Source organism: Streptomyces sp. NPDC006332 (genome assembly GCF_040612855.1).
Taxonomy (GTDB): domain Bacteria; phylum Actinomycetota; class Actinomycetes; order Streptomycetales; family Streptomycetaceae; genus Streptomyces.
Genome location: NZ_JBEXRA010000100.1, coordinates 1 through 16300, shown reverse-complemented (window position 1 = coordinate 16300; position 16300 = coordinate 1). Strand labels below are relative to the sequence as shown.

Below are 16300 nucleotides of genomic sequence, written 5' to 3'. Positions count from 1 at the left end.
AACTCCTCGAACAGGGCATCCGCAACGCCCTCGCACTCCTGGACGCCGAGCAGCACAGCTGAGACGCCATCCGCGTACCGATCAGAAGCTGGTCCAGTCGAACAAGGTCAGCGGCTCCTCGACGACCGCATCCGCGTCACTCTCGGCGCCGGCCACCCGCCGGGTGGCCAGACGATCCCACACCCCTCGATGAGGGGAAAGAACGAGGACCCGATGAGTGCCTTCCACCCCGATCTCAAACGAGGTCGCTTCATCCCCAATGTGTCCTACGGCCGTCTGTCGTCGCGCGTCGTGCGGAGAGTGAAGTGGCGCGCGATCGATCCAGGGCCGGACGTCACCGTTCAGGAGATCGTCGTGCCCGGGCCCAAGGGCGCACCGCCCGTCTCGCTTCGTGTCTTCCAGCCGACCGGCCTGAAGGCAGCGGCTCCGGCCCTGCTCTGGATCCACGGAGGCGGGCTGATCTTCGGCGCTCCCGAGCAGGACGACCGTACGAACATCGCCTTCGCCCGCGAGCTCGGCATCACCGTCGCCGCGATCCGCTACCGGCTGGGGCCGGACCATCCCGCGCCCGCCGCAGTCGAGGACGCCTACGCCGGGCTGCGCGGGCTGGCCGAGCGAGCGGACGACCTGCACATCGACATCGACCGCATCGCGATCGGCGGTGCCAGCGCAGGCGGCGGACTCGCCGCCGCCCTCGCCCTGCTCGCCCACGACCGGGCCGAGATCCGCCCGGCGTTCCAACTGCTCCTCTACCCCATGCTGGACGACCGCACGACGACGAGAACCGACCTCAACACCCTGAAGGTGCGCGTCTGGACATCCAAGAGCAACCGGTACGCCTGGTCGTCCTACCTCGGCGACGCCGTCGCGGGCCCCCACGTCTCCCCGTACGCGGCCGCCGCCCGCCGCGAGGATCTCACCGGCCTTCCCCCGGCCTGGATCGGCGTCGGCACCCTCGATCTCTTCCACGACGAAGACGTCGAGTACGCGCGCCGGCTGAATGCCAGCGGCGTCCCCTGCGATCTCGACGTCATCCCCGGCGCCTTCCATGGCTTCGACCTGGTGTTTCCCAAGGCCGAGATCTCGCGGGAGTTCTGGCGCCGGCAGGCACGAGCGCTGAAGGACGCACTGTGAGACCGACCGAACATCAAGGCAGACCGACTTCTCACGGCGCCGGCAACGGGATCGGGCGGCAAGTGGTACTCGGACGACGTCTGCGGAGTCGTCGAGGCCGTCGGCACCAAAGCCACCCCGGTCAAGCCGGGTGACGAGGTCTTCTACATGCTGCCACGGGCCTGTTGGACTGGTCAGTTCGGCCGCCCCGCCGCCCTGCCACCGGCGGGGAATCGCACCGCCCATGAAGTCCCGAAGGTCGTCCTGGCAGTTTGGCGCCCTTCCAGCGGCGGCAACCCGGCGGCCTCGCCCGCATGCCGGATCACCTCAGCCATGATCCCTGCCGCCTCGTACCACTCCTCGTCCACGTTGAACGGGACGGGCGGCCGCGCGGACCATTGCACGGGCGGCCTTCCTGGCGGCCACGCGGTCGGCGTCCCGGGGCCGGTGAGGCCGGCGGCGGTGTCGTAGAAGGGTCCTCTTGCGGGCCGTCGACCAACCCCTTAGAATTACGAACGTAATTTAAATGCCGAAAGACTAGCGCCGGTCACGCCGACACCCATGACGCGAGGTAAGGACAGTCCGGAGACTGCTGCCTACGAGGTGAGCGACAAGCGCCACGCCAACGTGCCTGGCGCGCACTCGTCACCGGGGCCGCCGCCTGTCGGCAGCCCTACCGAAACAGAGCACTTTTCAGCGTCGGGAAGCCCGGGACGAACAGCACGCGCAATCCACGTGCAGACATCGGAAACAACCACGAGGGCCTTCACCCGGATCCAGGCCGCGAGCAACGTCATCAACTCCTCCAGTTGATGACGTGGGGGACCCCTTTCATCCGGTGACGAGACCGGCCTGACACACCTACCAGAAGGACCCGGACATGAGCGCATCGCGAAACTCCCCACCCCCCTCACGAACGTCAAACAAGTTCGCGCCGACGCGCTCCGTACCCGTCGACGGGGTGGACTTCATCCATCGGCAGCTCGGCCCCGAGGACGGCGTGCCGCTGATCCTCCTGATTCACATGGGCGGAAACCTGGACAACTGGGATCCGCGCGTCGTCGACGGACTCGCCGCACGACGCCGGGTGATCACCTTCGGAAACCGCGGGGTGGGCGGGTCGGGCGGCTCCACGCCGGACACGATCGAAGGGATGGCCGGCGACGCGGTGCGGTTCATCCGTGCCCTCGGCTTCGACCAGGTCGATCTGCTCGGCCTGTCGATGGGCGGCTTCATCGCACAGGTCATCGCGGAAGAAGAACCGCGCCTTGTCCGCAAGGTCATCCTCGCGGGCACCGGCCCCGCCGGAGGGCCCGGCATCGACAAGGTCCCGGCGCTGGCCATCCAGGCCACGATCAAGGGGGCCTTGACACGCCAGGACCCGCTGCTCTCCATCTTCTTCACCGACACCGCAGGCGGCCGGCAGGCCGGGCACGCCCTCCTGCAACGACTGAAGGAGCGCACGGACAATCGCGACGAGAACGTCTCGCCGCCGTCACTCCGCGCCCAATTGAAAGCCGTCAGACGATGGGGCCGCCAGACGCCGTCAAATCTGTCGTCAATCCGCCAACCGGTCCTCGTGGCCCACGGTGAGAACGACCGGATGGTGCCCAGCCAGAACACAATCGACCTGGCCGCTCGTCTACCCAACAGCGAACTTGTCCCTCTCTACCGTGACTCCGGCCACGGGGGGATCTTCCAGTACCACGAGGACTTCGTTGCAAGGGCGCTTGGCTTCCTCGGGTCCTGATCTTGATCGGATGTCGCTGGAGCGGGCCTCACATCGCCGGCCGCGCCTCACTTGCACCGGGGTTCGCTACACACGCCAGTGGCCCCCAGCCCGATCCCGACGAAACTGCCCGGAGCCACGACGTCGCGCGAACTGCGACCGGCCGAGATCGAGGCGATCATCGAGCGCTTCGCCACGGCCGCGGCCGTGTGCGAGACAGCCGGCTTCAACGGCGTACAGGTGCAAGCAGCCCACGGGTATCTCATCTCGCAGTTCCTGTCACCGCTGTCGAACCGGCGCGACGACGGCTGGGGCGGCGATCTCGAGCGGCGGATGCGTTTCGGTCTCGAGGTCGTCCGCCGCATCCGCGGCCGCGTCGGGCCCGGCGTCGCGGTAGGCGTCAAACTCAACTCGGCGGACTTCCAGCGGGCCGGATTCACCGAGGACGAGTCCCAGGCCGTGCTGGCCACGCTCGCCCCACGAAGGCGTCGACCTCATCGAGGAGTTGAACCACCCTCGTGCACACTCCCCAGCGAGCAGCCGCCAACCCCTGCGGCTTCAACGGTCGGAGCCCGCGCTGAGCCCCTCGGGACAGGCTGCGCCACCCGACGGAGCATCTCGCCGTCGGCTCCGACAGCGGCGCATGCTTGTTGCCCGCACCCCGCTGAGTCCAACGCGAACTCACCGATCCACGACGACGGGTCGTGTCGCCTCCGTCGGAGACGGTCCTGAGGGCTTGGACGGCGATCTACGTCGTCAACGGTTTTCCACGGTCAGCACGATCTTGCCGGTGGTGCGACCGGTCTCGCCCAGTGCGTGGGCCCTGGCCGCCTCGGCGAGCGGGAAGGTGGCGTCGATGTGGGCACGCAGGGCGCCGGTTTCGACCAAGTTGGCGATGGCCTGCATACCTGCGCGGTCGGCCTCGACGAGGAGGGACTCGAAGCGGATGCCCCGCTCGGCGATGTCGGCCAGCTCGGTGGGGTCGACGGGTACCGGAAGGATCGAGACGAGTGTGCCGCCCGGGCGCAGGACGGCCAGGGAGCGGGCGCGGGCGGAAGCGTCCAGCGAGATCGAGTCGAGGACCACGTCGACGTCCTTGACGGCCTCGGTGAAGTCGACCTCGTGGTAGTCGATGGCCTCGTCCACTCCCAGGGAACGCAGGAAGTCGTGCTTGGCGGCACTGGCGGTGCCGATGACGTACGCGCCGCGGGACTTGGCGATCTGGACGGCGAGATGGCCGACCCCGCCGGCGGCCGCGTGGATGAAGACGCGTTGCCCGGGCTGGACATCAGCCGTCTCGACGAGTGCCTGGTACGCGGTCAGGGCCGCGAGCGGCAGGGCACCGGCCTGGACGTGGTCGATACCGGCGGGCTTGTGGACGAAGGCGCGGGCCGGGCCGGTCACGTACTCGGCGTGGGAGCCGACCCCGTGGGGGTAGGGCAGCATGCCGAAGACCTCGTCGCCCGGCTTGAACAGGGTGACGCCGGTGCCGACGGACTCGACCACTCCGGAGACGTCCCAGCCCAGGATGAGGGGCAGGCCGTTGACGCTCATGGGCTGGGCCCGGTTCCACCAGTCGGTCGGGTTGACGCCGGCCGCGCGGACGGCGATCAGGATCTCACTCAACCCTGGCTCGGGCCGGGGAAGTTCGACCTCCTTGAGTACCTCGGGGGAGCCGTGGGAGTCCTGCCGGATGGCGCGCATGGTGGGGGTATCGGAGTTCGTCATCCGTCCAGCGTCGCGGCCTGCCACCCCCGGCGCCACGGCATGAATGCCAACTTTCAACGGGATCGCGCCATGGCCTACGTTCGTCGATTCATCACGTCGGCCGTGATCGCGGCGGCAGGGGTGCGGGTCCGGTAGCCTGGCATGAATTACCACTTTCGACGGGATCACGCCATGGCCTCCCTTCACCGAGTCGTCGTCCTGGCCGTGGACGGCGTTTACCCCTTCGAACTGGGTATTCCCAGCCGGGTCTTCGAGGCCGCGGACGGCCGCTACGAGGTGCTCACCTGCAGCGTCGACGGCCTACCGGTACGCACCAACTCCGACTTCTCGATCACCGTCGAGCACGGCCCCGAGGCGCTGCGCACCGCCGACACCGTCGTCATCCCGCCCTTCACCGCCACCGACGTCACGGCGGAAGTGCCGCACGCCATGGTCCAGGCGCTCGCCTCCGTGGCACCAGGCGCCCGCCTCGTATCGATCTGCACCGGCGCCTTCGTCCTGGCCGCCGCCGGCCTCCTCGACGGCCGGCCGGCCACCACCCACTGGATGGTCGCCGACCTCTTCCGCGCACGCTTCCCACACGTCGCACTCGATCCCGACGTCCTTTTCATCGACGACGGAGATGTGCTGACCTCGGCTGGTGCCGCCTCCGGACTCGACGTCTGCCTGCACATCATCCGCAAGGACCACGGCAGCGAAGTCGCCAACCAGGTGGCCCGCAGGTGCGTCGTCCCCCCGTGGCGCGAGGGAGGACAGGCACAGTACATCCAGCACCCGGTGCCCGAGGCCACGGCCAGCGGAACGGCCACCGCCCGCCAGTGGGCCCTGGAGAACCTCCACGAGCCCATGACCTTGATGGACCTCGCCGCGCACTCCCACATGAGTCTGCGCACCTTCGCCCGCCGCTTCACCGAAGAGGTGGGCATGAGCCCGGGACGCTGGCTGATCCAGCAGCGCGTCGACCGGGCACGGCACCTCCTGGAAACCACCGACCTGGCGGTCGACGACATCGCCGGCCAGGTCGGCTTCGCCGGCGGCACATCGCTGCGCGAACACCTGCATGCCCTCATCGGCGTCTCACCGCTCGCCTACCGGCGCACCTTCCGCGGCGCCCTGTCCCCCACCCACTGAGCTGTTCTTCCCTCTGCGGCTCCTGGTGCAGATGCCGCCGCAGTCCGCCTCACCGGTCAGCTGCAGCCCTTGACATGAGTCGACTGCGCCGGACGACTGGCAGGGCCAACGGAGGCAGACCGCCGAGCCCCTGAGGAGGCGTGCGAAGGTGCCCGCCCCCGTGCCACAGCCCAGATCCACGATCTGGCGCGCGTCAGCCTTCAGTGGCAGCCAGGCGGTCCGCGGATCCGTTTGCGCATCCGTCTTCTTGCGTCAGGGCAACGTCGTATGCCTTTACTGCAAGGCCTCCTCAACCTTTGGTACAGGTGGTCCGGAACGAGGGCCACGCACGACGAAAGGCGCGCTATCTCTGCGCAGACTGCCCGCTACGAGAGCGACGGACTGCCCGCTGAGACGGTGAAAGTGGTGATGGTCGGCGGCGGCGCCGCTGGTCGAGATCCTCCAGCGGGGACGGCAGCGGGTACGTCAGTACGGCGGCCAGATCGCATGAGGAGAGGTGGCCTCGGCCGAACCGGCCGCCCCGTCCCCCTCGGACGGGCCCTGGAGTGGGCCTTCGAGCACGGCGAGAAGGTCCTGTTCCTGCCCGATTCTGCGGTTCACCGTCAGCCTGATGGATGGCCGCACGGTGACGGCGCGCCGGGTGCTGGTGGCCACCCGCCTGCGTGACGTGCTGCCCGCGGGGCCCGGGCCTCGCCGAGCAATGGGGCCACGGAGTGGTGTATTGCCCCCCACGGCTGGGAGGTACGCGATGAGCCGTTCGGCATCCTCACCACCGGCCCGCCTCGGTCCACCGCGCATGGCTGTTCCGCCCGCTGACCGACGACCTCATTGTCTTGAGCTGGTCTGATTCGCGATCGTGGAGCATGATCAGACCGTCGCGAACCCCAGCACCAGCGGTGCCACGGCAACGAGCATGATGGCGGCCGGGATGCCGACTCCCTTCTTGTCGCCTCCACGGAGGTGCGTGATCACGGCGCCCAGGAAGTACAGGACGACGCCGATCGCCGCCGCGATGCCCAACGGTCGGAAGGCGATGCCGGCGAGCAGCCCCAGAGCGCCCGCGATCTTGACCAGGCCGAGCGGCAAGAACCAGCTGTCGGGCACCCCGAGCGCCTTGAGCCCGTCTGTGACCTTCGGATCGCCGGTGAAGTCGGGAACGGACGAGAAGACCAGCACCAGGGACACCACGACAGCGAGGACGACATAGGCGATGAACACGGAGAACTCCGGAGGAAGAAGGGACCGTCGATCGGTCCGGGAATACGGGGGCGGCAAGCGATGAGCCGCGGTCATGCGACTGCCTCGTGTCCCGGGCACTGTTGTGGGTGTGGGCGAGGTGATCTTGTTGATGCCGAGTGGGAACGGCCGCTGCCGTTCCCACCGGTTCAGAAACGGGCGTTGTGATGGTGGCGGTTTCATCGGCAAGGCGAAGGGCCCCGTGCCGGAACCCTGGCGGAGAGCCGTCGGCTGAAGGGCGGAGCCGGCCAGGCCTCGCTCTCGCGTCGGCGGATACTCAGGCCTGGCGTAGCGGGAGGGCGTTGAAGGTGTGGTCCGCCCAGATGCGGCGGGTGGTTTCGGCCGGGTAGGGCGCAACGCGGGGTTCGGTGTCGATGAGCTGGGTGGGGCGCTGTTCGGTGTCGTACTCGGGCCGGCCGAGGGTGCCGGTGGTGGCGAAGGGCGTCCACGCGGAGCGCGCCCACTGTTCTTCGCGAGCACCGGACACAGGGCGCCGATCCGCTCGTCCGCCGCCATGTGCCCGAAGCCGCTCAGTGCCCGACCACGCGTCTCCTGGTGGCGTCCACGGCTACTCGGCTCCACCCACCTCGGGGCAGTCCGGAGCCTGCACCGATATCGGAGCGGTCACTGTCTGCAGATCTCAGCCGGGGAGCTTGTTGCTCTTGCGGATCTGTCCGTCGAAGACCCCGGCGGGGAGGATGCGGTGCGCCGCGCTGACGAGCCGGGCTTGCCGGCCGGCGGTGTAGCGCACCTGCGGCTTGGAGTCGGTGGCGGCCGCGACGATCGCCTTCGCGACGATGGCGGGGTCGTCACCGTCCTCGTTGACCGCCAACGCCACCTGGTCGGCGATACGCCGCTGCTCCGCATAGATCTGCATGGGCATGTCGGGTGCGACGGTGTTCGCCTCGAATGAGGATTTGGTACCGCCCGGCTGGACGATGAGTGCCCGGACCCCGTGTTCGCGGATCTCGTGGTCCAGGGACTCGGTGTACCCCTCGAGCGCGTGCTTGGACGCCGAGTAGTTGGCCATGTAGGGCGCGGGGAGGAACCCGAGGACGGACGAGATGTTGATGATGCGCCCGCTTCCCCGGGCGCGCATGTGCGGGAGGACGGCCCTGGTCATGCGCATCACACCGAAGACGTTGATGTTGAAGAGACGCTGGGCCTGCGCGAGAGAGTTTTCCTCCCACGCGCCCGAGGAGCCGATGCCCGCGTTGTTGACCAGGACGTCGATCCGCCCGAACCGCTCGATCACCTGCTCGACCGCGGCAGCGACCGAATCGTCACTGCCCACATCGAGGGCGAGGAACGTCACGCCGTCGCGACGGTCGGCTGCCGACGTCTTCCGGCTCGTTCCCACCGTCTCGAAACCCGCTGCGACGAGCGCGAGGGCGGCCGCCTTTCCGATACCGGTGGACGCACCTGTCACGAGTGCCACCGGCCGAGTTGTTGTCGCCATCACAAGCTCCCTCAGTTTTGAATTACGCCCGTATGTCTTACGTTCGTACGACCATACGGTGGTCCTCGGTCGATGGCAAGTGGTCGCGTCCGGCGGTTCGAGAAGGATCTCGGGAAAGGCCCCGGTCAGGTCGCCGCCGGCGTGGGAGCGGATCAGCACGCGTCCATCGGCCCGCGAGTGCCCGGTAGCCGTCCCACTTGGGCTCAGCTGCGGATGACGTCACCGGTGCCGAGATCCCGGAGTGCGGCCACTTCATCTGGGAGGAGTAACCGGAGGCACTGTTGGCGGATCTGCGGCCTTTCCTGGTCGGCAAGACGAACCGGTGACCCCCGCGGTGAGGGAAGCACTGCCACTTGGCCGATCGAGCGCCGACCCGAAAGGTGCGCTGTGCGAGGGGCCTCGACCACGGTGTGATGACCCCGCATGGCGAACGCACCTGCAGGGCTGAGGGGCGGCCCCGCCGTAACCGGCTGGGCCGCCCCTCGGCCCGGGCTTCAGGTCGCGACCGGGGCGCCCGCCGGAGCGTTCCCTGCGGCGAGGCCGGCAGCCTGGCCGTCGGCCTTGCGCTGCCGGGGCATGAGCAGCGCCACGGCCGCTGCCAGGGCGACGGCGCCGGCTCCGACCCAGAGGGCGGGGATCAGTCCGTCCACGAACAGGGAGGCGGATCCGTAGCCGCCCTGGGCGGAGAAGACCGCGGCCAGCGTCGCCACGCCGATGGCGCCGCCGACCTCACGGATGGCGTTGTTGGCGCCGGAGGCGATGCCCTGCTCCTCCGGGCGGACCGTGCTCAGGACGAGGTTCGCGCTGGGGGCGAAGAACATGCCCAGGCCGATGCCGCAGACGATCAGTGCGGGCAGCATGTGGGTGTAGGTCTCGTGGGGCTCGACTGTGATGGCCCACAGTCCGAGGCCGACGGCGTTCAGGGTCATGCCCGCCGTGACGACGGGTGCGCCGCCGATGCGGTCGGACAGTGCCCCGGCCAGCGGCCCGGCGATCATGGGCATGGCGGTCCAGGGCAGCATCCGCACGCCGGCTTGCATCGGCGAGTAGCCGCCGACGGTCTGCAGGTACTGACTGAGCAGGAAGATCGACCCGAACATGCCCAACAACATCAGCAGGCTGGCGGCGTTGATGGCGCTGAAGGAGCGGTGACGGAAGAGACGCATCGGCAGCATCGGATGCTTGGCGCGCAGTTCGTAGAAGACGAAGCCGACCAGCAGTGCCGTACCCGCGAAGAAGCCGCCCAGCACCGTGGTGCTGGTCCAGCCGTCGGTGTTGCCGCGCACCAGGGCGTAGACGATGCCGAACAGACCGCCGCTGGCCAGAATCGTGCCCACGAGGTCGAGGGTCGGGTTCGGGCCGCGGCTCTCGTCCAGCCGCAGCACGGCGAGCGGGATCAGCGCCAGACCGAGGGGGACGTTCACCCAGAAGATCCACTGCCAGGAGAGGTTCTCGGTCAGTGCGCCGCCGATGAGCGGACCGGTGGCCACGGCGATGCCGCTGGCCGCACCCCAGACGCCCAGGGCGGCGCCGCGCCGCTCGGCGGGAACGGCGGCCGACAGCAGGGTGAGCGTCAGCGGCGTCACGATCGCCGACCCGACGCCCTGCGCCGCACGTGCGGCGATCAGTTCACCCATCCCCGGTGCGAGGGCGGCCGCGGCCGAGGCAGTGGTGAAGATCCCGAGCCCGATGGCGAACAGCCTCCGGCGGCCGAAGCGATCACCCAGCGAAGCGCCGAACATGAGCAGGACCGCGAAGGTGAGGGTGTAGGCGCTCACCGTCCATTCGAGGTCCTCCAGACCGCCGCCGAGGTCCTCGCGGATGGAGGGGAGGGCGGTGGTGACGATCAGGTTGTCGAGCGCGGTGATGAACCCGGCCGCGCTGGTGATGGCCACCGCCCAGAAGGCGCTGCCGCCCCGGACCCGCTGTTTGCGTTGCTGTTTCATGGCGTTCCCTGCATTCCCTGGAAAGACGTACTTGGTTGACGGATCAATGGACGTGGAGGCCGCGGGTGACGGCATGGCGTGCGACAGCGGGTATCGGCATCGAGCGGGCTCGGCGCGGTGCGGATTTCTGGGCGGCCGCTTCTCAGGGGAGCTGGGGGTAGAGCGCGGAGACGCCTCCGGCCAGGGCGGCCTGTGCCTGGCGGGAGCCGTTGTCCGCGACGATCTCGTAGGCGCCGGCGGCGATGCCGTCGACGGCGATCCGCGCGATGTCGACCGGGTCGGACTTGGCCGCGTCGACGGTGCGGACCATGTCGGTGTCCATGTAGCCGACGTGGAGTCCGGCGACGCGGATGTGCTGGTCGGCGAGTTGCAGGCGCAGGGCGTTGGTGAGCGACCACTCCGCGGACTTGGCGGCGCAGTAGGCACCGAATTCCGGGAAGCTGACCCAGGAGAGGCCGGACAGGACGTTCAGGATCGCCCCGCCGCCGCCCGCCGCGATCTGGGGCGCGAAGGCGCGGACCACGGAGAGGGTGCCGAAGTAGTGGGTGTCCATCTCGAGGCGGACGTCGTCCAGGTCGGCGTTGAGCAGGTCGGCGCCGGTGGAGGATCCGGCGTTGTTGACCAGGATGGTCACGTTGCCGGTGGCTTTGGCGGCGGCCGCGATGGAGGCGGCGTCGGTGATGTCGAGTGCGATCGGCCTGGCGCCGGGCAGGTCGACCTGGTCGGGGTTACGGGCGCCGGCGTAGACGGTGGCGCCGCGGGCGAGGAGTTCGGCGGCGAGGGCTCGGCCGAAGCCCCGGTTGGCTCCGGTGACGAGGGCGGTGCTCGTGGAGAGGTCCATGGAGAGTTCCTGATGAAGTGGAGAGGAGTGAAGTTCAGAGCACCAATGGAGTGGCCAAGAGGGCCAGCTCATTAAATTATAACCATAATACTAAGCGGGGTGAGTCGGTGATCGCAACCGATCCATGCTTCTGTGATGCCGTCGAGGTCGGGATCCCTGCGACGCCAGGGGGTTTCGGGCTTGCGGTGCGACCGACGCGCGAGGGCCCCGCCGCGCGCACGGCAGGTTCCTCGTCAGGGCGCGACGGAGGTGGACTCAGAGCTTGACGATCATCTTTCCGATGTTCTCGCCCCGCATCATGGCGAGGAAGGCGTCCAGGGTGTTCTCCAGGCCGTCCCGCATGGTTTCGCGGTAGCGGAGCCTGCCCTCGGCGAGCCACCCGCCGACCTCGCGGACGAAGTCCGGCTGGAGGTCCAGCTCTTCGCTGACCATGAACGCCAGGATGTCCGAACGCGTCACGGACAGGTTCCACAGGTTGCGCGGGCCGACGACCTTCTCGTCGTTGTACTGGGAGACCATCCCGCACAGGACGATCCGTGCGTGCAGCTTGAGGGCGCCGATCGCCGCCTCCAGGTGCTCACCGCCGACGTTGTCGAAGAAGACGTCGATGCCCTCCGGGGCCGCCTTGGCCAGCTGCTCGGCGACCGGCCCGTTCTTGTAGTTGAACGCCGCGTCGTAGCCGTACTCCTCGACGAGCAGCTTGACCTTCTCGTCCGAGCCCGCGCTGCCGATCACCCGTCCTGCGCCCTTCAGCTTGGCGATCTGGCCGGCCTGGGTGCCGACGGCGCCTGCCGCACCGGAGACGAAGACCGTGTCACCCTCCTTGATCTTCGCGAACCGCTCCAGTCCTATGTACGCGGTGAGGCCGGGAACACCGAGCACGCCCAGGTAAGCGGGAAGCGGTGCGAGATTCGGGTCCACCTTCTGAGCGCCCGCCGCGTCGAGGACCGCGTAGTCGCGCCAGCCGAGGACGTGCACCACAAAGTCACCGGGAGCGAAACCCTGCGCGTTGGACACCAGGACACGGCCGACCGCCGGGCCGTCCATCGGCGCGTCCACGTCGTAGGGCTCGATGTAGGACTTCTTGTCGCTCATCCGGCCACGCATGTAGGGGTCGACCGAGAGGTATTCGTTGGCGATCAGGAGCTGCCCGGCGCCGGGCGTGGGGAGGCCCACCTCGCGCAGCGAGAAGTGGGAAGCGGTCGGCCGGCCCGCCGGGCGGGTGTCCAGATACCAGGCGAGGGCGGTGGTGGGCAGGGTCTGCTCGGACATGTTGATCGAGTCCCTTCAGCGGGGCGGTTCGGATCGGCCAAAGGTCTGGCTACTGAACAGAAAGGTCTCCCTGTAGGGGACCGATGGTGAGTTGGGCGTCCGGAAGACGCCGTAGCCGGCGAGTTCGGGAATTCCGTGCACCCGCCCGAAGGTCGGTGTCGCCGCAGGCGCTACCGCACCCTGCGTCTCAGCAAACGGGTGAAACGATCAACCGTTGCCGACACTGCGCAGGTCACAGTCCCAATCGACCAGAGATTCCATGTGGCCGGACTCCGCCGCGACGCGTGCCTGACCAGCAATGGAATCTGCCGATGTGGCAGAACGCCGCGGGTTGAGTTGGCCTCGTCGAGCATCGCGGCAGACTCTCCCGTGGCGTGAAACGATCAGGAGGTCTGGTTGGCCAGGCCGACGTACTCACCCAAGTGGTATTCGACATCGAGACCCTTGTCGGCGATCAGCGTGCCGAGCGCCACAGCACGAGCCGGGAATCCCGGGTTTGTCAGCGAGTCCACGAACCCGCCGTAGCTGGCGATCAGGTCGGCGTCCGGCGGCAGCGTCGCTCGGTTGACCATCGACTTCGCTGTCGTCAGTGCCTGCCGGTCGAAGGAGGCGAGGCGGGCGACCGTCGCGTCGACGAAGGCGTCGAGTTCCGCGTCGGGCAGGGCTCTTGTGACCCACCCCCAGCGCTCGGCCACGTCGGCGTCGTAGTCGACGCTGCTGAGAATGGCCTCGAGCGCCCGGTCGCGGCCGATGGATCGGGGGAGTCGCTCGGTTCCGCCTCCGCCGGGGACGATCCCGATGCCGACCTCGGGCTGGCCGAAGACCGCCTTCTCGCGACTGGCGTACCGCAGGTCGCAGGCGAGGGCCAGCTCGTTGCCGGCGCCACGGGTGCGACCACGGATGGCCGCGATGCTGACGTACGAAGCCTTGCTCAACCGCAGGACCATGTCGGTCCAGACCGGCGGGTCGTCCTCGTGCTGGGGTACGGGCAGGTCGCCCGTCGCGGCGCCGTCGAAGTGGTTGATGAAGTAGTCGGGGACTTCACTGGAGAAGACGACGACCTGAATGTCCGGGTCCTCGTCGAACCCGCAGACGATTTCGTGCAGCCTCACCACGGCCTCGGGAACCATGAGGTTCACAGGAGGATTCGCGAACGTGATCCTGGCGGTCTGGGGGGTGGTGCGCTCGAGGCGGATCGTGCTGGGCTGACTCATGGGAGGGCTCCGTTTCGTAGCGGGCGGTCAGTGGTATGGGCGGCAGAGGGGGCTCAAAAGCGGTCACCAGGCTGACCGGACGCTGCGTACTCGCGGCGGGCTCAGCGCTGATCGAAGGTCGACGTCTGCTCGTTCACGGAGGTCATGGACCGGTCGCGGAGATATGTTCGGCAAAACGCTTAGCTCATACGCGTGGCCGGATCCGCCGTGGCTGACTTCACCATCCTGAGATGTCGTGGTACTCGTCCGGAGCCGGAGATGGAGCCGGCCTTCGCCGCGCTGCACGAATTGCTGTGGCCGCAGGCCCAGTCCTTGAACGGGGCGCTCGGTACCAAGACGAGGTCACCACATCGACCCGATCTACTCGCTTCAGCTACTTCCGAATCGCCCGGCGCCGAGTGCTCGCGCGTACGTCTCACGATTCAACAGTGGAAGCTCGCCAGTGGCGTCCGTGGTGGCGATGTATTCAAGCATCCGCCTCTGAGCTTCCTTCGATTGATCTCTGACCAGGAACTCGGCGTGCTCGAACTGCAAGCCGTCCTCGAGTGACAGGGAGCTGCCGAAGTAGATGGATCGCTTGATGGCTCCGAGAGATTTCTTCGAGCGTAGGCTCAGATACTCTGCGCGCTCGATCGACCGTGCGAGGACCTTTTCCTTTGGCACCACTTCGTCGACCGCACCGAGCGAGAGAGCCTCTGCAGGCGTGAACGGCCTGCCCTCGAGAACGGCGAGCAACGTCTGCTGAGTACCGATCAGACGAGGCAGTCGCTGAGAGCCGCCGCCACCCGGTGTCAGTGCGAGCAGGACTTCTGTCAGGCCGATGACATACTCCCCGTCTGCCATGATGCGCAGATCACAGGCAAATGCCAGTTCCGAGCCGACGGCAAGTGCCGAACCGTTGAGTGCCGCAACGAAGATGGTGCCGCTTGCATTCATCTTCAGGAAGGTGGCATGAAAGCTGTCGAGCTGCAGAAGTGTCTTGAGCCGGGTCATCCCCGCGAGCGTTCTGACAACCGGCACTCTGTTGATGAGCCTCGCCGTGCGCGCTACGAGCTTGGCGAGGCGCGTGTTGATCGGCGGGAATCCAGTGCCGCCTTCTTGTAGCCAGCGCACATCAGAATGACTCAGGAAGCGGTCAGGATGCGTACCGGTGAAGACGACCGCTCGGATGTCCGGATCGCGGTCCGCACGATCGACCAACTCTTTCAGCTGCTTGGCGATCTCGGGATCGAACAACGCATGCGGGCCTCCGTCGATACGAGCGACAAGCACCCCGGCGTCGCCCTCGACGGCAATGTGTCCTGCTGGCTGCGAGCTGCTTCTCGATGTGTCCATGTGGTCCTCCGGTGAGTTGGCTGTGGTCGATGGTTTCCGGCGCTCGCGCGGGTCGCGCTCCACCTGAGACGGCGACGCATTCTGTGCGCAGGGGGCGTGCCGACCCGGCGACGGGGGCGACAGGTCGGGCGCGGTCATGTCACGCGGATGACGACCTTGCCGGCCTTGGTGCGTCCTTGCTCGAGGTGGGCCATGGCTTCATGGGTCTGGCCGACGTCGAAAACGGAGTCCACGACCGGCCGGATGATCTCGGCGTCGACGAGGGTGGCGAGTTCGCGGAGCTGGTCGCCGCTGGCCTTCATGAACAGGTACGACAGTACGTCACCTGGTGTCACCGGGCACGTCGGCGGATCCAGTAGCTCAGGGCGGCCATGGCCGGCCGGACGACGGGAATGGCGCCGATCTTCCGGGCGAAGGTGGGGCCGGGTGGCCCGGTGATGCTGATGACGTTCACGCCCGGCTTCAGCACCCGCAGTGACTTGTCGAGGGTTTCGCCCCCGACCGTGTCGATGACGACGTCGTAGTCGTGCAGGACCGTCTCGTACGCCTGCTTCTGGTAGCCGATGACGACGTCCGCGCCGAGGTTCTTCAGGTCGGTCTTCGTCGCGCTCGCGGTCGTGGCCACGCTCGCACCGAGATGCTTCGCCGGCTGGATGGCGATGGTACGAGGCCCTGGACCGATCGCGGAGATATGTGATGCTGAAGAGCGGTGCTTTTGACGCCCGCACCACCAGATCCGCCAACGTCCTGTCCTTGCTTCCGGTTTCGATGATCGCGGTGGACATGTCGTCTTCCGCGGTGCGCGCGCGAGTGCGCTGACCACGCCCGACGCTACGGACAGCGAGCTGCAAGCGGATCTGTCATCGAATCTGTCATCGGATCGGTCACGGGGATGGCGAAGTTCGGAACGCAGGTAGCACGAGCGCTCCGGCGGCAGCAGCCATGAGGCTTGCAAGCGAAGGGACCTGTACGGACGGCGCCAGGAGCAGGGCGCCCTTGACCGGATCCTTGACGGTGCCTGTCAGGGCGACAGGGCAGCCCTGATGCTGTGGGGCGACTCCGGCATCGGTAAGACCGCCCTGCTCGAACCCGCGCAGTGCCTGACCTTCGCCGCGCGCCGACTGCGCAACGAGCCCGTGGTCATGCTCCTCACCGGACACGACGACCCCGTCGAGGGCCCCTGGGAGAAACTGCCGGCGATGGAGGTCAGGGAACTGGGCGACGACGACGCCCGGCTCCTCGCCCGTGCCCTCGCTCCGCAAGCCGGCGAGTCGGTCATCCGCCGCACGATCCGCG

At 67.9% G+C, this 16300-nt stretch carries 16 protein-coding genes and 2 pseudogenes; 6 read left to right on the top strand and 12 right to left on the bottom strand.

The annotated features are described in order from the left end of the window. Positions 1-213: 213 nt before the first annotated feature. The 3 genes from ABZ027_RS41870 to ABZ027_RS41860 all read left to right on the top strand — a co-directional run bounded on the left by ABZ027_RS41870 (position 214) and on the right by ABZ027_RS41860 (position 3574). Positions 214-1134, top strand: coding sequence for an alpha/beta hydrolase (locus ABZ027_RS41870; protein ID WP_356778124.1), 921 nt, complete (start codon positions 214-216; stop codon positions 1132-1134). 859 nt (positions 1135-1993) lie between these two features. Beyond that, a complete protein-coding gene (locus tag ABZ027_RS41865; RefSeq protein ID WP_356778122.1) occupies positions 1994-2863 on the top strand; it encodes an alpha/beta hydrolase in 870 nt (289 codons plus the stop codon). Between the two features lie 78 nt (positions 2864-2941). Next, positions 2942-3574, top strand: a complete 633-nt coding sequence (locus tag ABZ027_RS41860; RefSeq protein ID WP_356778120.1) for a hypothetical protein — start codon at positions 2942-2944, stop codon at positions 3572-3574. A gap of 24 nt (positions 3575-3598) precedes the next feature. Here ABZ027_RS41860 and ABZ027_RS41855 read toward each other — a convergent pair whose 3' ends face one another. Continuing rightward, a complete protein-coding gene (locus ABZ027_RS41855; RefSeq protein ID WP_356778128.1) occupies positions 3599-4546 on the bottom strand; it encodes an NADP-dependent oxidoreductase in 948 nt (315 codons plus the stop codon). Positions 4547-4741: 195 nt separating this feature from the next. Between ABZ027_RS41855 and ABZ027_RS41850 the strand changes: the two genes are divergently transcribed. Continuing rightward, positions 4742-5701 carry a helix-turn-helix domain-containing protein gene (locus ABZ027_RS41850; protein WP_356778118.1) on the top strand — a complete coding sequence of 320 codons (960 nt, stop codon included), beginning with the start codon at positions 4742-4744 and terminating at the stop codon, positions 5699-5701. A 135-nt stretch (positions 5702-5836) separates the two neighbouring features. Here the strand turns inward: ABZ027_RS41850 and ABZ027_RS41845 are convergent. After that, positions 5837-5920 (bottom strand): annotated as a pseudogene (locus ABZ027_RS41845) (SAM-dependent methyltransferase); the annotation flags it as partial. A gap of 126 nt (positions 5921-6046) precedes the next feature. Here ABZ027_RS41845 and ABZ027_RS41840 point away from each other — a divergent pair. Next, a pseudogene (locus ABZ027_RS41840) lies at positions 6047-6528 on the top strand (hypothetical protein); the annotation flags it as partial. 40 nt (positions 6529-6568) lie between these two features. On the opposite strand, the gene ABZ027_RS41835 reads toward ABZ027_RS41840, so the two are convergent. The 10 genes from ABZ027_RS41835 to ABZ027_RS41790 all read right to left on the bottom strand — a co-directional run bounded on the left by ABZ027_RS41835 (position 6569) and on the right by ABZ027_RS41790 (position 15629). Beyond that, the gene (locus tag ABZ027_RS41835; RefSeq protein ID WP_356778116.1) at positions 6569-6919 is read right to left on the bottom strand and encodes a DoxX family protein; all 351 of its coding nucleotides are present in this window, start codon (positions 6917-6919) and stop codon (positions 6569-6571) included. 295 nt (positions 6920-7214) lie between these two features. After that, positions 7215-7424, bottom strand: a complete 210-nt coding sequence (locus ABZ027_RS41830; protein WP_356778114.1) for a hypothetical protein — start codon at positions 7422-7424, stop codon at positions 7215-7217. A 153-nt stretch (positions 7425-7577) separates the two neighbouring features. Further along, the gene (locus ABZ027_RS41825; RefSeq protein ID WP_356778112.1) at positions 7578-8396 is read right to left on the bottom strand and encodes an oxidoreductase; all 819 of its coding nucleotides are present in this window, start codon (positions 8394-8396) and stop codon (positions 7578-7580) included. Positions 8397-8890: 494 nt separating this feature from the next. Then, positions 8891-10342, bottom strand: a complete 1452-nt coding sequence (locus ABZ027_RS41820) for a DHA2 family efflux MFS transporter permease subunit (RefSeq protein WP_356778110.1) — start codon at positions 10340-10342, stop codon at positions 8891-8893. Positions 10343-10484: 142 nt separating this feature from the next. Continuing rightward, positions 10485-11183 (bottom strand): SDR family oxidoreductase, encoded by a 699-nt coding sequence (locus ABZ027_RS41815; protein WP_356778108.1) that lies wholly within the window; start codon positions 11181-11183, stop codon positions 10485-10487. A gap of 255 nt (positions 11184-11438) precedes the next feature. Then, entirely contained in the window at positions 11439-12455 is a 1017-nt protein-coding gene (locus tag ABZ027_RS41810; protein ID WP_356778106.1) for an NADP-dependent oxidoreductase, read from the bottom strand. Positions 12456-12838: 383 nt separating this feature from the next. After that, a complete protein-coding gene (locus ABZ027_RS41805; RefSeq protein ID WP_356778104.1) occupies positions 12839-13669 on the bottom strand; it encodes an enoyl-CoA hydratase/isomerase family protein in 831 nt (276 codons plus the stop codon). A 369-nt stretch (positions 13670-14038) separates the two neighbouring features. Then, a complete protein-coding gene (locus ABZ027_RS41800) occupies positions 14039-15142 on the bottom strand; it encodes an enoyl-CoA hydratase/isomerase family protein (protein WP_356778102.1) in 1104 nt (367 codons plus the stop codon). Next, positions 15139-15306: a zinc-binding dehydrogenase gene (locus ABZ027_RS41795; protein WP_356778100.1), complete on the bottom strand. Its 168-nt coding sequence runs from the start codon at positions 15304-15306 to the stop codon at positions 15139-15141. The genes ABZ027_RS41800 and ABZ027_RS41795 overlap by 4 nt, the downstream gene beginning before the upstream one ends. A gap of 29 nt (positions 15307-15335) precedes the next feature. After that, positions 15336-15629: a zinc-binding dehydrogenase gene (locus tag ABZ027_RS41790; RefSeq protein WP_356778098.1), complete on the bottom strand. Its 294-nt coding sequence runs from the start codon at positions 15627-15629 to the stop codon at positions 15336-15338. 340 nt (positions 15630-15969) lie between these two features. Between ABZ027_RS41790 and ABZ027_RS41785 the strand changes: the two genes are divergently transcribed. Further along, on the top strand, positions 15970-16300 hold a 331-nt coding region (locus ABZ027_RS41785; RefSeq protein WP_356778126.1), incomplete at its 3' end, for an ATP-binding protein.

Coding starts and splice junctions, on each gene's coding strand:
- ABZ027_RS41865 (WP_356778122.1), top strand. CDS start 1,994: ATGAGCGCATCGCGAAACTCCCCACCCCCCTCACGAACGTCAAACAAG.
- ABZ027_RS41820 (WP_356778110.1), bottom strand. CDS start 10,342: ATGAAACAGCAACGCAAACAGCGGGTCCGGGGCGGCAGCGCCTTCTGG.
- ABZ027_RS41795 (WP_356778100.1), bottom strand. CDS start 15,306: ATGAAGGCCAGCGGCGACCAGCTCCGCGAACTCGCCACCCTCGTCGAC.
- ABZ027_RS41805 (WP_356778104.1), bottom strand. CDS start 13,669: ATGAGTCAGCCCAGCACGATCCGCCTCGAGCGCACCACCCCCCAGACC.
- ABZ027_RS41855 (WP_356778128.1), bottom strand. CDS start 4,546: ATGCGCGCCATCCGGCAGGACTCCCACGGCTCCCCCGAGGTACTCAAG.
- ABZ027_RS41815 (WP_356778108.1), bottom strand. CDS start 11,183: ATGGACCTCTCCACGAGCACCGCCCTCGTCACCGGAGCCAACCGGGGC.
- ABZ027_RS41850 (WP_356778118.1), top strand. CDS start 4,742: ATGGCCTCCCTTCACCGAGTCGTCGTCCTGGCCGTGGACGGCGTTTAC.
- ABZ027_RS41870 (WP_356778124.1), top strand. CDS start 214: ATGAGTGCCTTCCACCCCGATCTCAAACGAGGTCGCTTCATCCCCAAT.
- ABZ027_RS41810 (WP_356778106.1), bottom strand. CDS start 12,455: ATGTCCGAGCAGACCCTGCCCACCACCGCCCTCGCCTGGTATCTGGAC.
- ABZ027_RS41825 (WP_356778112.1), bottom strand. CDS start 8,396: ATGGCGACAACAACTCGGCCGGTGGCACTCGTGACAGGTGCGTCCACC.
- ABZ027_RS41800 (WP_356778102.1), bottom strand. CDS start 15,142: ATGACCGCGCCCGACCTGTCGCCCCCGTCGCCGGGTCGGCACGCCCCC.